Raw genomic sequence first — 13,951 nt, 5'->3', positions numbered from 1 at the left:
GTGCGGTGGGGGCGGTGGGGGAGGCGGAAGCGACTGAGCCCGGCGGGCGTCAGGCTCGACGCGGCGGCGCGTTCAACCGAAGTGGCAGATGTAGCTGTAGGGCTCGCCGCTCACGCGGATCTCGAATTTGGAATTGCCGGGGATGTTGAACTTCTCGCCCGCGGCGGAGCGCTTCCACTCGCTCTCGCCGTCCAGGCGGTACTCGCAGCTGCCTGCGGTGCCTTCCATGATCTCGGGCGCGCCGGTGTTGAAGGTGAGCGAGGCCGGCAGGATCACACCCACGGTGCACTTGCGGCCGTCGGCCAGCGTCACGCCGTGCGAGACGCATTTGCCGTCGAAATACACGTTGGCCGAGGTGGCGACGGACACGCCGTCGAGGGTCTTCTGGATGCTCATGGGCAGCAGCGTTGGGTGGTTGGAACAGGGCCGCGGATTCTAGAAGCGGCCGCCGCGGCCAGCCGGGCCGCGGCCGCATCCGACGCGCCGCTCACCAGCGCCGGTGCCAGCCGCGCGAATAGCCGAAGTTGAGCGACAGGCCGGCGGCCGGGTAGACGTAGGGCGCCGGGTAGCTGTAGACCGGCGCGGCCATCACCGGGGCCGGGTAGTACACCGGCGCCGGATAGGCGGTGTAGGCCGGGTAGGCCGGCGTGGCATAGAGCTGGGGCGCCGGCGCAGCCACCGCCGCGGGCGCGCTTGACACCACCACGCCCGGCTCCACCGGCGCACCGGCCCAGGGCGCCTGCGTGGCGTAGGTGTTGCCCGCGGGCGGCGGCACCTGGCCGGTCTGCATGCTGGGCTGCGGCGCGACCGGGTAGGTGCTCACGCCCAGGTCGCTCACCTGCAGGCCGATGGTCGGGCCGGGCGGGCTGTCGGTGCGGGTGGTGTAGGTGCGGCCGTTGTACTCGTAGCGCACGCTGTAGCTGGTGCGGCCGTTCTCGACCACGGGCGTGGCCGAGACGACGCGGCCTTCGGCGTACTGCGGCGTGCTTTGGGCGAAGGCCGGGGCGGCCAGGCCGCCCAGGGTGGCGAGCGACAGGGCGGCGAGGGCATGGCGGGTGAGGGACATGGTCATCTCCTTGCAAACCGGATTCGGATCGCGCGGCGCAGAAGGTGCGACGCAACCTGGATTGGATGCGCGCCCGCGCGCCGGGTTCAATGCCTCAACGCGCGGCGTGCGTCTTCCAGGTCTCGGCATCGAAACCAACGGTAACGGCGCCGTCGGCCCATTCCACCACCGGCCGCTTCACCAGGCTGGGGTGGGCCCGCAGCGCCGCGGCGGCGGCGTCGGCATCGACCACCGCCTGCCGCGCCGCCTCGTCCAGCTGCCGCCAGGTGGTGCCGCGGCGGTTGACCAGCGGCTCCCAGCCCACGGCGGCCAGCCAGCGGGCGAGGGCGGCGTCGGGCACGCCCTGCTTCTTGAAGTCGTGGAAGGTGTAGGCCAGGCCCTGGCCGTCGAGCCAGGTGCGTGCCCGCTTGACGGTGTCGCAGTTGGGAATGCCATAGACGTCGATCATGGGTCGCGATGATGCCTCAGGCAGGAGAGCCCCGTGGCGGCCGTCCCGGCGCAGCGGCATCCCCCGCCGCCTCGCCCGTGATTGGCGGCCGGCCGTGGGCCGCGCGGAGGGCTCGGCGACAATGCCGCCCTCCTATGAAGACCCTCGCCGACTGGCTCGCCTACGCCGAGCAACTGCACAGCAAGAACATCGCCCTGGGGCTGGACCGGGTCCAGGCCGTGGCCCGGCGCATGGGCCTCGCGCTCGACTGCCCCGTCGTCACCGTGGCCGGCACCAACGGCAAGGGCTCCACCTGCGCCATGCTGGAGGCGATCCTGGGCCAGGCGGGCTACCGCACCGGCGTCTACAGCTCGCCGCACCTGGTGCATTTCGAGGAGCGGCTGCGCCTGGACGGCGTGCCCGTGCAGGCCGAGGCCCTGCTGCCGCATTTCGAGAAAGTGGAGGCCGCGCGCACCGCCGGCGGCGAGGCCGTGTCGCTCACCTACTTCGAGCTCACCACCCTCGTCATCCTGTCGTGCATGGCGGCCTCGGGCCTGGACGTCGCCATCCTCGAGGTCGGCCTGGGCGGGCGGCTGGATGCCGTCAACATCGTCGATGCCGACTGCGCCGTCATCACCAGCGTGGACATCGACCACGTGGAATTCCTCGGCACCGACCGCGAGAGCATCGGCGCCGAAAAGGCCGGCATCCTGCGCGCCGGCCGCCCGGCCATCGTGAGCGACCCGGTGCCGCCGCGCAGCGTGGTGGCGCGCGCCGAGGAACTGGGCGCCGACCTGTGGCTGTCGGGCCGCGATTTCACCGTCAGCGGCGACAAGCAGCAGTGGGCCTGGTCGGGCCGCGGCCGGCGTTACGCGGGCCTGGCCTATCCGGCGCTGCGCGGCGCCAACCAGTTGATCAACGCCGCCGGCGTGCTGGCCGCGCTGGAGGCGCTGCGCCCGCGGCTGCCGGTGACGGCCCAGGCCATCCGCCAGGGTTTTGCCGCCGTCGAGCTGCCCGGGCGCTTCCAGATCGTGCCCGGCCAGCCGGCCCTGGTGCTGGACGTGGCCCACAACCCGCATTCCGCCGCCGCCCTGGCCGAGAACCTGGACGCCATGGGCTTCTACCCGGTCACGCATGCCGTGTTCGGCGCCATGGCGGACAAGGAACTCGCCCCCATCTTCGAGCGCATGGGCCCGCTGGTGGACCGCTGGTATTTCACCGACCTGCCCACGCCGCGCGCCGCGCCGGCGGCCGACCTGCTGCGCATCTGGACGGCGCTGAACCATCGCCGCGACACCGCCGCGTCGGTGCACGCGGACCCCATGGCGGCCCTCGCCGCGGCCACGGCGGCGGCAGGCCCCGCTGATAGAATCGTCGTCTTTGGTTCCTTCTTCACCGTCGGCGGTGTTCTCGCGCACGGCGTGCCCCGGCTGACCGCCCCCCACCTGCAGCCCGGCGCCTGATCGGCCCGTTGCGGCGCCACTCGCCCTTCATCCGCCCGACGTGCGCCGCGCGCGGGGATTCGACGTCCACATGGCTTTCTTCAAGCTTCGATCCAAAGGTTCCCCGGGCAATGAAAGCCGCGGCAGCGTTGCGGCCGCCCCGGCCGAGAGCGTGGAGTCGCTGCGCCGCCGCGCCCGCCATCGCCTGGTCGGCGCCGTGGTCCTGGTGCTGGTGGGCGTGATCGGCTTTCCTCTGCTCTTCGACACCCAGCCGCGCCCGGTGGCGGTGGACATTCCCATCGAGATGCCCGACCGGGCCAAGGTCCGTCCCCTGGCCCAGGCCGAGGCGCCGGCCGCCGAGCCGGCGCGCAGTTCCACCGGACCGGTCAGCCTGCCGCCGCCGGCGGGTGGCGTGATCACCGAGCGGGCCGACGGCAGCGAGGTCGTGGCCTCGTCGTCCACGTCGGCCGCGGCGCCTACCCCCGAGCCGCGGCGCGAGGCGGTGGCCAAGTCCGAGCCGGCCAAGGAAAGCGCCAAGTCCGAGCCCGCCCGCAGCGAGCCCGCGAAGGCCGAGCCTGCCGCCGCCAGGCCCGAGCCGGCGCGCGAGGTGCCCAAGGCCGAATCCCGGCCCGAGCCCGCCAAGACGGAAAGCGCCAAGGCCGAGCCGGCCAAACCCGCCACGCCCGCCCGCGACGACGGCGCGCGTGCCAAGGCGCTGCTCGAGGGCAAGCCGGCCTCGCAGGTCGTCGCCCAGGCCCAGCCCGCGGCCGCCGCACCCACGGCCGATGCGGCCGGCCGCTATGTCGTGCAGGTCGGCGCCTTCGCCGATGCGTCCAAGGCGCAGGAAACCCGCCAGAAGCTGGAGCGCGCGGGCCTCAAGACCTACACCCACGTCGCCAAGACGCCCGACGGCGACCGCACGCGCGTGCGCGTCGGGCCCTTCTCCTCGCGTGCCGACGCCGACAAGGCGGCCGCGCGCATCAAGTCGCTGGCGCTGCCGGCGGCGGTGCTCACGCTCTGAGCCCGGCGCCCATGGCGCTCTTCGACTGGCTCGCGTTGCTCCTGCTGCTGGTGTCCCTGCTGATGGGACTGTGGCGCGGCCTCGTGTTCGAGGTGCTGTCGCTCGCGGGCTGGGTCGCGGCCTTTTTGTGCGCGCAATGGCTGGCCGGTAGCCTGGCCGCGGTCTTGCCTTTCGGCGAACCGGAGGCACCTTGGCGCTATGGCGTGGCTTTTGCGCTCATCTTCATCGTCGTCGCCTTCATCGGCGGCGCCATCGCCTCGATGACGCGGCGCCTGGTCTCGGTGGCCGGGCTGCGGCCGGTGGACCGTTCGCTGGGGGCCGTGTTCGGCACCGCGCGCGCGGCCGTCGTGCTGCTGGCCGTGGCCGTGGTGGTGCATGTGATGGCCTGGCAGGACCAGGCCTGGTGGCGCGAGTCGGCCGGCGCGCCCTTCATCGATGCGGCCTTGCAGAGCATCAAGCCTGCGCTGCCGCAGAAACTGGCCAGCTACCTTCCGTAGTTCAGGAAATCAAGGATCTCCCATGTGTGGAATCGTCGGCGTTTTCAGCAACGCGCCCGTCAACCAACTGCTCTATGACGCCATGCTGCTGCTGCAGCACCGGGGCCAGGACGCCGCCGGCATCGTGACGATGCTGGAGCGCAAGTTCTTCATGCACAAGGCCAAGGGGATGGTGCGCGACGTCTTCCGCACCCGCAATATGCGCGCGCTGCCGGGCACCACGGGCCTGGGCCAGGTGCGCTATCCGACGGCGGGCAATGCCTACAGCGAGGAAGAGGCCCAGCCCTTCTACGTCAACGCGCCCTTCGGCATCGTGCTGGTGCACAACGGCAACCTCACCAATGCGCATGCGCTGCGGTCCGAGCTGTTCTCCACCGACCATCGCCACACCAACACCGAGAGCGATTCCGAGGTGCTGCTGAACGTGCTGGCCCACGAGATCGAGCGCGCCACGCGCGGCGTGCCGCTGCACATCCAGGACATCTTCACGGCGGTCGAGGCGGTGCACCGCCGGCTGCGCGGCTCCTATGCCGTCATCTCGATGATCGCGGGCCACGGCCTGCTGGTCTTCCGCGACCCGTACGGCATCCGACCGCTGTGCCTCGGCCGCAGTGCCGACGGCGGCGTGATGGTGGCCAGCGAATCGGTGGCGCTGGAAGGCTCCGGCTTCACCTTCGAGCGCGACGTGCTTCCCGGCGAAGCGGTATTCATCGACCTGCAGGGCCAGGTGCATGCGCGCCAGTGCGCGCCCGATGCCAGCCTGCATCCCTGCATCTTCGAATTCGTCTACCTGGCCCGGCCCGATTCCACGCTGGACGGCATCTCGGTCTACCAGGCGCGTTTGAACCTGGGCGAGACGCTGGCGCAGCGCGTGGTCTCCACCGTGCCGCCGAGCGAGATCGACGTGATCGTGCCGATTCCAGAATCCAGCCGCCCCAGCGCCACGCAGCTGGCGCACCTGCTGGGCGTGCCGTACCGCGAAGGCTTCGTCAAGAACCGCTACGTGGGCCGCACCTTCATCATGCCGGGCCAGGCGGTGCGCAAGAAGTCGGTGCGCCAGAAGCTCAACGTGATCGCCAGCGAGTTCAAGGACCGCAACGTGCTGCTGGTGGACGACTCCATCGTGCGCGGCACCACCAGTCGCGAGATCGTGCAGATGGCGCGCGACGCCGGCGCCCGCAAGGTCTACATGGCCAGCGCCGCGCCGCCGGTGCGCTTTCCCAACGTCTACGGCATCGACATGCCGACCAAGGACGAGCTGGTGGCCCACGGCCGCACCATCGAGGAGATCCGCCAGATCATCGGCTGCGACGCGCTGATCTACCAGGACGTGGATGCCATGAAGCGCGCCGTGATGAAGGCCGCGCCCAAGACGCCCGGCGCCGTGCCGCTGGGCGGCTTCGAGGCCTCCTGCTTCGACGGCGTGTACGTCACCGGCGACATCGACACCGAGGCCATCAGCCGCATGAACGGCAACCGGCCGCGCATCGAGGAAACCGACATCGACGCCTCGCGCCTGACCCTGCCCAACCACAGCGAATGACCATGAGCCCGCAAGAACGCGACCTGCCGGCCGGCCTGCATCCCGAGACCGAGGCCGTGCGCCGCGCCACGGCGCGCAGCCAGTACGGCGAGAACTCCGAGGCCCTGTACCTGACGAGCGGCTACGTGCAGCCCTCGGCCGAGGCCGCCGCGCGCCGCTTTGCCGGCGACGAGGAGGGCTTCACCTACGGCCGCTACGGCAACCCCACCGTCGCCAGCTTCGAGCAGCGCCTGGCCGCGCTCGAAGGCGCCGAGGCCTGCATGTCCACCGCCTCCGGCATGTCGGCCATCCTGATGATGTGCATGGGCCTGCTCAAGGCCGGCGACCACGTGGTGTGCTCGCAGTCGATGTTCGGCTCGACCATCAAGCTGATCGGCTCGGACCTCGCCAAGTTCGGCGTCGAGTCGAGCTTCGTGCCGCAGACCGACCTTGCGGCCTGGAAGGCCGCCGTGCGGCCCGGCACCACGCGCCTGCTGTTCGCCGAGACGCCGACCAATCCGCTCACCGAGGTCTGCGACATCGCGGCCCTGGCCGACCTGGCGCACGAGAACGGCGCGCTGATGGCGGTGGACAACTGCTTCGCCACGCCGGTGCTGCAGCGGCCCATGGCCATGGGTGCCGACATCGTCATGCACTCCGGCACCAAGTACCTGGACGGCCAGGGCCGCGTGATGGCGGGTGCACTGTGCGCCAGCCGGAAGATGGTGACCGAGAAGTTCCTGCCCGTGCTCAAGAGCGCCGGCATGACGCTCGCGCCCTTCAACGCCTGGGTGGTGCTCAAGGGCCTGGAGACGCTGGACATCCGCATGAAGGCCCAGGCCGCCAAGGCGCTGGCGCTGGCGAACTGGCTGGAGGCGCATCCCGGCGTCGGCCGCGTGTACTACCCGGGCCTCGCCAGCCATCCGCAGCACGAGCTGGCGATGGCGCAGCAGTCCGGCTGCGGCGGCGCGGTGCTCTCCTTCGACGTGAAGGCGGCCGATGCCGACCAGGCACGCCGCCGCGCCTTCCACGTGCTGGACGCGATGCAGTGGCTGTCGCTGGCCACCAACCTGGGCGACACCAAGACCATGTGCGCCCATCCGGCCAGCACCTCGCACGGCCGCCTGACCGAAGCCCAGCGCCAGGCCGCAGGCGTCGGCCAGGGGCTGATCCGCGTGGCCGTGGGCCTCGAACACACCGACGACGTCGCCGCGGACCTCGACCGCGGCCTGAGCACCCTTCCCGCATGACGACCACCCGCACCCGGACCCGCTTCGCCCCGTCGCCGACGGGCTTCATCCATCTGGGCAACATCCGCTCGGCGCTGTACCCCTGGGCCTTCGCGCGCTCCACTGGCGGCGACTTCATCCTGCGCATCGAGGACACCGACCTGGAGCGCTCGACCCAGGCCGCCGTCGACGTGATCATCGAAGGCATGGCCTGGCTGGGCCTGGACCATGACGAGGGGCCCTTCTATCAAATGCAGCGCATGGACCGCTACAAGGCGGTGCTGGCGGACATGCAGGCCCAGGGCCTGGTCTATCCCTGCTACATGAGCGTGGCCGAACTCGACGCCCTGCGCGAGCGCCAGATGGCCGCCAAGGAAAAGCCGCGCTACGACGGCACCTGGCGGCCCGAGCCCGGCAAGACCCTGCCGCCCGTGCCCGACGGCGTGCAGCCGGTGCTGCGCTTCAAGAACCCCGTCGGCGGCGTCGTCGCCTGGGACGACAAGGTCAAGGGCCGCATCGAGATCCGCAACGACGAACTGGACGACCTGGTCATCGCCCGGCCCGACGGCACGCCCACGTACAACTTCTGCGTGGTGGTCGACGACATCGACATGGCCATCACCCACGTGATCCGTGGCGACGACCACGTCAACAACACGCCGCGGCAGATCAACATCTTCCGCGCCCTCGGCAAGGAGCCGCCGGTCTACGCCCACCTGCCCACCGTGCTGAACGAGCAGGGCGAAAAGATGAGCAAGCGCAACGGCGCCAAGCCGGTGACGCAGTACCGCGACGAGGGCTACCTGCCCGACGCCATGGTCAACTACCTGGCCCGCCTGGGCTGGAGCCACGGCGACGACGAGATCTTCAGCCGCGCGCAGTTCCTGGAATGGTTCGACCTGGACCACCTGGGCCGCAGCGCCGCGCAGTTCGACGAGGCCAAGCTGCGCTGGGTCAACGCCCAGCACCTCAAGGCGATGGCCGACGACCAGCTCGCGCCGCTGGTGGCGGCGCAACTTGCCCAACGCGGCATCACCGCCGACGCGCGCCTGCCCGCCATCTGCGGCCTGTTCAAGGACCGCTGCGACACCACCGTGGCGCTGGCCGGCTGGGCGGCGGCCTTCTACGCCCCGGTCACGATCGCTGAGGCCGACCGCGCCCAGCACCTGACCGACGCGGTGCGCCCGGCCATCGCTTCGCTGGCCGAACGGCTGGCCGGTCTGTCCGCCTGGGACAAGCCGTCCATCGCCGCGGCGATCAAGGAAGTGCTGAGCCAACACGGCCTGAAGATGCCCGCCCTGGCCATGCCGGTGCGCGTGCTGGTGATGGGCACGCCGCAGACGCCGTCGCTCGATGCGGTGCTGGCGCTTTTTTCTCCGGAGACGGTGCAAGAAAGGTTGCGTAACGCTTAAAAGCCTGCATATAATGCAAGGCTCGACACCTGACAGGGTCGACGTCAAAAGCGTCAACCAAAACGGGGGTATAGCTCAGCTGGGAGAGCGCTTGCATGGCATGCAAGAGGTCATCGGTTCGATCCCGTTTACCTCCACCATCAAGGTGTCGTCGTAGAGAGTCGCAAGACTGTCGTCCAAGGTTTTGACCCTATCGTCTAGAGGCCTAGGACATCACCCTTTCACGGTGAGTACCGGGGTTCGAATCCCCGTAGGGTCGCCAAGTTCGTAGCACTTGGCTCTGCCAGACAGAGCGCAAAGCTGCCTGCCAGGAGTGGTAGTTCAGTTGGTTAGAATACCGGCCTGTCACGCCGGGGGTCGCGGGTTCGAGTCCCGTCCACTCCGCCAGATTCCAGTTCGGGAGCGCAAGCTTCCGATCTCAAGGTCCGGGTGAAAGCCAGGATCAGTGGGGGTATAGCTCAGCTGGGAGAGCGCTTGCATGGCATGCAAGAGGTCATCGGTTCGATCCCGTTTACCTCCACCACGTCGAATTGAAACCAGTCCAGGTTTGACCCTATCGTCTAGAGGCCTAGGACATCACCCTTTCACGGTGAGTACCGGGGTTCGAATCCCCGTAGGGTCGCCAAGTTCGTAGCACTTGGCTCTGCCAGACAGAGCGCAAAGCTGCCTGCCAGGAGTGGTAGTTCAGTTGGTTAGAATACCGGCCTGTCACGCCGGGGGTCGCGGGTTCGAGTCCCGTCCACTCCGCCACAGTCATTCAGAGAAAGCCCTTGCAGTTGCGCTGCAGGGGCTTTTTCTTTGGCGCGTCGTTCGGAGTCGTCGTCGGCGCCGCCATGGTCGGCATGCCACCGACATCGGCCCTGCGGCCATTCCTTTTGGCCCGGCGGCCATACTGCAATCGCTCAGGCCGGCGTCGCGGCCAGCGGCTGCGCCGCATGCGCCAGCACGCGGCCGGGGAGCTGGTTCAGCGGCGCGACCTCGCGGGCGCCGCCGACGGCGATGGCTTCGCGCGGCATGCCGAAGACCACGCAGCTGGCCTCGTCCTGGGCGAAGGTCATGGCGCCGGCCTGGCGCATGGCCAGCATGCCGGCGGCGCCGTCCTTGCCCATGCCCGTCATGATGACGCCGATGGCGCGCGGGCCCAGCACGCGGGCGGCGCTGTCGAACAGCACGTCCACCGCGGGCCGGTGCCGGTTGAGCGGCGGCGCGCTGGACAGCGTGGCGCGCCAGCCGCCCTGGGACGAACTGCGCAGCGCCAGGTGCTGATCGCCGGGCGCGATCAGCGCGGTGCCGGGCTGGACCGGCTCGCCGTCGGTGGCCAGGCGCACCGCGATGGCCACCGTGCGGTTGAGCCGGTCGGCGAAGGCCTGGGTGAAGTAGACCGGCATGTGCTGCACGATCAGGATGCCGGGGCAGTTCAGCGGCATCTGGGCCAGGAACTGCTCGATGGCTTCCGGGCCGCCGGTGGAGGCGCCCACCACGATCACGCGGGCCTGGCTGGCCGCGGCGCTGAGCGGCGCGGGCGGTGGCGCCACCGGTACGGCGCGCAGGGGCGCGGCCAGCACGGGGGCGTTCGCCATCGGTGCCGCGCCGGCGCTGGTGCCGGGTGCGGGCACCGAGGCCACGCTGCCCATGTCCGCCCCATGGCTCGCGCCCGCCGCCATGGCCGAGCCGGAAGAAAGAGCTGCCAGGCCGGCGTTCGCAGAGACGGCGGCAGCAGCGGGACCAGCGCCGCCACCCGCGGCAGCCATGGCAGCCGCAGCACCCATGGCGCCAGTGGCACCCACGGCCGAAGCCCCCACGGCGGGCCGGCGCGACAGGGCCGCCGCGCGCAGGGCGCGGCACAGCAGCGGCGCGGCGCTCTGGCGGTCCTGCGCGTCGGCCATGCGCGGTTTGTCGATCAACGCGAAGGCGCCGCTGGCGCGCGCCTGGCGCACCACCGCGTCGCGGTCGGTCACCGGCGTGGCGACGACCAGCACGGGCAGCGGCTGGCGGGCCATCACCTCGGCCAGCAGGTCCAGGCCGCTGCCGTCGGGCAGGTTGATGTCCAGCGTCATCACGTCCGGCCGCAGGGCCTGCAGGCGGTCGCGCGCGGTGGCGGCAGTGGTGGCGGTGCCCACCACCTCCATGTCGGGCTGGGCGTTGATGATGGTAGTGAGCAGCTGGCGCGCCAGCGCCGAGTCGTCCACCACCAGCACGCGCAGGCGGGTGCCGCTCTTCATTGGAAGAGCTCGACCGAGCCGGCGACGGCGGCGCTGCCCAGGCTGGCGTGGTAGCTCTGCTCGCTGCGCGCCACCTGCGTCGGCATGGCGTCGTCGATGCGCTTGAGCCGCACCTCGCCGGTGGCCGGGCAGTAGGCGACCTTGCGCGCCAGGTAGCCGCCCAGGTCCTGGGCGACCACGGGCAGGCCTTCGGTGTGCAGGAAGCTCAGGACGAAGGCCGCGTTGCGCGCCCCGACGCCAGACTGCTGCATGCCGGGGATGACGTTGGCACCGCCGAAGACCTTGGCCTCCAGCCGGTGGCGGCGGGCGCCGCGCTTGACCAGTGCGTTGATGAGCATTTCCATGGCGTGCGCCCCGTAGCGGGCCGGCGCGGAGGCCGTGTCCTGGCCGGCGCCGGCCTCCGGCAGCATGAAGTGGTTCATGCCGCCGATGCCGAGGTCCGGGTCGCGGATGCAGGCCGCGACGCAGGAGCCCAGCACGGTGACGAGCACGATGTTGTCGTGGGCAATGAGGAATTCGCCGGGCAGCACGCGGGCGCCGGGCCGGTCGAAGGCGGGTTCGTGGTGCAGCCGGACCTGCGGTGCGGCGCTGACCAGGGGCGTGGGCAGGGCGCTCATCGGCGCATTCCGGCGGCGGCCGCGCGGCGGCCGGCGCGCCGGTAGACGGTCTGGCCGATGGGCTCGAACAGGTCGAGCGTGGAGGCCATGCTTTCCGAGTGGCCGCAGAAAAGCAGCCCGCCGGGCTCGAGATGCTCCCACAGCCGGTGCAGCAGGCGGGCCTGCGTCGGCTTGTCGAAGTAGATCATCACGTTGCGGCAGAAGATGGCGTCGAAGGGCTGCAGGCGCGGCCAGTCGGTGGCCAGCAGGTTCAGCGGCTGGAAATGCACCAGCGCCGCCAGCTCCGGCCGCACCCGCACCTTGCCCGCGTTGGGGCCGGTGCCGCGCAGGAAGAACTGGCGCAGCACGTCGGGCGTGAGCGACTCGACCCGGTCCTGCGTGTAGACCGCCGCGCGGCCGGCCGCCAGCACCTGCGTGTCGAGGTCGGTGGCCAGGATGCGCACCGGCGGCGTCAGGCTGCCCCAGGCCTGGGCGGCGGTGAAGGCGATGGAATAGGGCTCCTCGCCGGTGGACGAGGCGCAGCTCCACACCCGCAGTTCCGGCTTGTTCAGCCCGAGCAGATGGCGCGTGAGGATGGGAAAGTGGTGCGCCTCGCGGAAGAAGGCGGTGAGGTTGGTGGTGAGCGCATTGACGAAATGCTCCCACTCGTCCCAGCCGGGTTCGGTCTCGAGCCGGTCCAGGTAGGCCTGGAAGCGGGTCATGCCGAGGGCGCGCAGCCGGCGCGACAGCCGGCTGTAGGCCATCGCTTCCTTGTGGTCCGCCAGGGCGATGCCGGCCTGCCGGTAGATCAGCCGGCGCACGCGCTCGAAGTCGTCGCGGCCGTAGACCAGATCGCCCTGGGCGGCGACGGCGCTCACCGGCCGGCCTCCCGCGCGGCCGGGCGGCCGCGGCGCTCAGGCGTGGATGTGCTGCAGCAGCGCATCGAGGTCCAGCAGCATGACCATCTGGTCGTTGACCGTCGCCAGGCCGGTGATGCAGGCCGCGTCCACCGCGGCGATGGCCGGGCCGGGCTGCACCTGGGCGGGCTCCAGCGCCATCACTTCCGAGACGGCGTCGACCACCATGCCGACCATGCGGCCGGCGGCCTTGGCGATGATCACCACCGTCAGCGGCCCGCAGTCGGCGTCGGGCATGGCGAAGCGCAGGCGCAGGTCCATGATCGGCACCACGTGGCCGCGCAGGTTGATGACGCCGCGCACCTCGGGCGGTGCCGAGGGGATGCGCGTGGCCGGCTCCCAGCCGCGGATCTCCTGCACCTTCAGGATGTCGATGCCGTAATGCTCCTCGCCCAGCCGGAAGGACAGGATCTCGGCCGGGAAGGCCGAGCGCGGCATGGCGGCGGGGGCGGTCGGGGTGGAAAGCGCGTTCATGGCAGCATCTCGGCGAGCGAGGACTCGGGGGCGGACGCCGTCTGCCACCCGGCGTCGGGCGCAGCGGCGAAGGAAGGCATGGCGGTGGCCGTGAGCGCCATGCGCCCCAGCGCCACCGCGTCCAGGATGAAGGCCACGCGGCCGTTGCCGAGGATGGTGGCACCCGACAGGCCGTCGACCTTGCGGAAGTTGCTCTCCAGGCTCTTGATGACCACCTGCTGCTGGCCGATGAGCGCGTCCACCAGCAGCGCCACGCGCTTGCCGTCGGCGTCCAGCACCACCAGGATGCCTTCCTGCTCGTCGCGCGCGTCCTGGGCGAAGCCCACGGCCTGGCCCACCGGCAGCACCGGCACGTAGCTGCCGCGGAAGTACAGCATGCGGCCGCTTCCGGCCACGGTCTTGAGCGCCTTGGGCGCCGGCCGCAGCGACTCCACCACCACCGTCAGCGGCAGGATGAAGGTCTCGTCGCCGCAGCGCACCATCAGGCCGTCGAGGATGGCCAGCGTGAGCGGCAGCCGCACCGTCATGCGGGTGCCGCGGCCGGTCTCGCTGTGGATCTCCAGCCGGCCGCCGAGCGCGCGGATGTTGCTGTTGACGATGTCCATGCCCACGCCGCGGCCCGACAGGTCGGTGACCTGCTCGGCGGTGGAAAAGCCGGGCTGGCAGATCAGCGCCCACACCTGCGCGTCTTCGGGCTGCTCGGGCAGCGGGATGCCGCGCTCGCGGGCCTTGGCGAGGATGCGCTCGCGGTTCAGGCCGCGGCCGTCGTCCGAGACCTCGATGACCACCTGGCCGCTTTCGTGGCGCGCGTCCAGGCGGATGGTGCCGGTGGCGTGCTTGCCGGCGGCCAGGCGCTGCTCGGCCGGCTCCAGGCCGTGGTCCAGGCTGTTGCGCAGCAGGTGGGTCAGCGGGTCCATCAGCTGCTCGATCAGGTTGCGGTCGAGCTCGGTGCTTTCGCCCGAGACCTGCAGCGCCACCTGCTTGTCCAGCTGGCGGGCCAGGTCGCGCACCAGGCGCGGGAAGCGGTCGAAGGCGGCGGAGATGGGCCGCATGCGCACGGACATGGCGGCTTCCTGAAGGTCGCGCGTGTTGCGCTCCAGCAGGTCCAGGCCGGCGCGCAGGCGCT

The 13,951-nt window shown here is 70.9% G+C and carries 14 protein-coding genes and 6 tRNA genes; 12 read left to right on the top strand and 8 right to left on the bottom strand.

The genetic code is table 11. From position 1 onward, the window contains the following. Positions 1–72: 72 nt before the first annotated feature. The 3 genes from ppnP to NS331_RS22890 all read right to left on the bottom strand — a co-directional run bounded on the left by ppnP (position 73) and on the right by NS331_RS22890 (position 1,514). On the bottom strand, positions 73–396 hold the full coding sequence (gene ppnP / locus NS331_RS22900) for a pyrimidine/purine nucleoside phosphorylase (protein ID WP_058644239.1): 324 nt from the start codon (positions 394–396) through the stop codon (positions 73–75). Positions 397–487: 91 nt separating this feature from the next. Further along, the gene (locus NS331_RS22895; protein WP_153013005.1) at positions 488–1,066 is read right to left on the bottom strand and encodes a hypothetical protein; all 579 of its coding nucleotides are present in this window, start codon (positions 1,064–1,066) and stop codon (positions 488–490) included. A 94-nt stretch (positions 1,067–1,160) separates the two neighbouring features. Continuing rightward, entirely contained in the window at positions 1,161–1,514 is a 354-nt protein-coding gene (locus tag NS331_RS22890; protein WP_058644237.1) for an ArsC family reductase, read from the bottom strand. 134 nt (positions 1,515–1,648) lie between these two features. On the opposite strand from NS331_RS22890, the gene folC reads away from it, so the two are divergent. The 12 genes from folC (at position 1,649) to NS331_RS22830 (ending at position 9,366) form a co-directional block, all read left to right on the top strand. Beyond that, positions 1,649–2,956, top strand: coding sequence for a bifunctional tetrahydrofolate synthase/dihydrofolate synthase (gene folC / locus NS331_RS22885; RefSeq protein ID WP_058644236.1), 1,308 nt, complete (start codon positions 1,649–1,651; stop codon positions 2,954–2,956). A gap of 70 nt (positions 2,957–3,026) precedes the next feature. Beyond that, positions 3,027–3,956: an SPOR domain-containing protein gene (locus NS331_RS22880; protein ID WP_058644235.1), complete on the top strand. Its 930-nt coding sequence runs from the start codon at positions 3,027–3,029 to the stop codon at positions 3,954–3,956. Positions 3,957–3,967: 11 nt separating this feature from the next. Continuing rightward, positions 3,968–4,453: a CvpA family protein gene (locus NS331_RS22875; RefSeq protein ID WP_058644234.1), complete on the top strand. Its 486-nt coding sequence runs from the start codon at positions 3,968–3,970 to the stop codon at positions 4,451–4,453. Positions 4,454–4,475: 22 nt separating this feature from the next. Next, on the top strand, positions 4,476–5,996 hold the full coding sequence (purF, locus tag NS331_RS22870) for an amidophosphoribosyltransferase (protein WP_058644233.1): 1,521 nt from the start codon (positions 4,476–4,478) through the stop codon (positions 5,994–5,996). Positions 5,997–5,998: 2 nt separating this feature from the next. Further along, on the top strand, positions 5,999–7,225 hold the full coding sequence (locus NS331_RS22865; protein ID WP_058644232.1) for an O-succinylhomoserine sulfhydrylase: 1,227 nt from the start codon (positions 5,999–6,001) through the stop codon (positions 7,223–7,225). Then, a complete protein-coding gene (gene gltX, locus NS331_RS22860; protein WP_058644231.1) occupies positions 7,222–8,616 on the top strand; it encodes a glutamate--tRNA ligase in 1,395 nt (464 codons plus the stop codon). The genes NS331_RS22865 and gltX overlap by 4 nt, the downstream gene beginning before the upstream one ends. A 64-nt stretch (positions 8,617–8,680) precedes the next feature. Beyond that, a tRNA-Ala gene (locus tag NS331_RS22855) sits at positions 8,681–8,756 on the top strand. Between the two features lie 46 nt (positions 8,757–8,802). Then, positions 8,803–8,878 (top strand) — tRNA-Glu (locus tag NS331_RS22850). 48 nt (positions 8,879–8,926) lie between these two features. Further along, positions 8,927–9,003 (top strand) — tRNA-Asp (locus NS331_RS22845). Between the two features lie 60 nt (positions 9,004–9,063). Then, a tRNA-Ala gene (locus NS331_RS22840) sits at positions 9,064–9,139 on the top strand. Positions 9,140–9,165: 26 nt separating this feature from the next. Further along, a tRNA-Glu gene (locus tag NS331_RS22835) sits at positions 9,166–9,241 on the top strand. Between the two features lie 48 nt (positions 9,242–9,289). Beyond that, positions 9,290–9,366: transfer RNA gene (locus NS331_RS22830), tRNA-Asp, on the top strand. A 152-nt stretch (positions 9,367–9,518) separates the two neighbouring features. Here NS331_RS22830 and cheB read toward each other — a convergent pair. The 5 genes from cheB to NS331_RS22805 all read right to left on the bottom strand — a co-directional run. Then, entirely contained in the window at positions 9,519–10,838 is a 1,320-nt protein-coding gene (cheB, locus tag NS331_RS22825) for a chemotaxis-specific protein-glutamate methyltransferase CheB (protein ID WP_058644230.1), read from the bottom strand. After that, positions 10,835–11,455: a chemoreceptor glutamine deamidase CheD gene (gene cheD / locus NS331_RS22820; RefSeq protein WP_058644229.1), complete on the bottom strand. Its 621-nt coding sequence runs from the start codon at positions 11,453–11,455 to the stop codon at positions 10,835–10,837. The genes cheB and cheD overlap by 4 nt, the downstream gene beginning before the upstream one ends. Continuing rightward, positions 11,452–12,312 (bottom strand): CheR family methyltransferase, encoded by an 861-nt coding sequence (locus NS331_RS22815; RefSeq protein WP_058644228.1) that lies wholly within the window; start codon positions 12,310–12,312, stop codon positions 11,452–11,454. The genes cheD and NS331_RS22815 overlap by 4 nt, the downstream gene beginning before the upstream one ends. 36 nt (positions 12,313–12,348) lie before the next feature. Then, positions 12,349–12,825, bottom strand: coding sequence for a chemotaxis protein CheW (locus tag NS331_RS22810; protein WP_082702710.1), 477 nt, complete (start codon positions 12,823–12,825; stop codon positions 12,349–12,351). Next, a partial coding sequence (locus NS331_RS22805; RefSeq protein WP_193758185.1) for a chemotaxis protein CheA occupies positions 12,822–13,951 on the bottom strand: 1,130 nt, incomplete at its 5' end. The genes NS331_RS22810 and NS331_RS22805, both read right to left, overlap by 4 nt.

The sequence above is a fragment of the Pseudacidovorax intermedius genome, assembly GCF_001476815.1.
Taxonomy (GTDB): domain Bacteria; phylum Pseudomonadota; class Gammaproteobacteria; order Burkholderiales; family Burkholderiaceae_C; genus Xenophilus; species Xenophilus intermedius_A.
The sequence above is the reverse complement of the archived record's forward strand: the minus strand, read 5'-3'. Positions and strand labels throughout refer to the sequence as shown.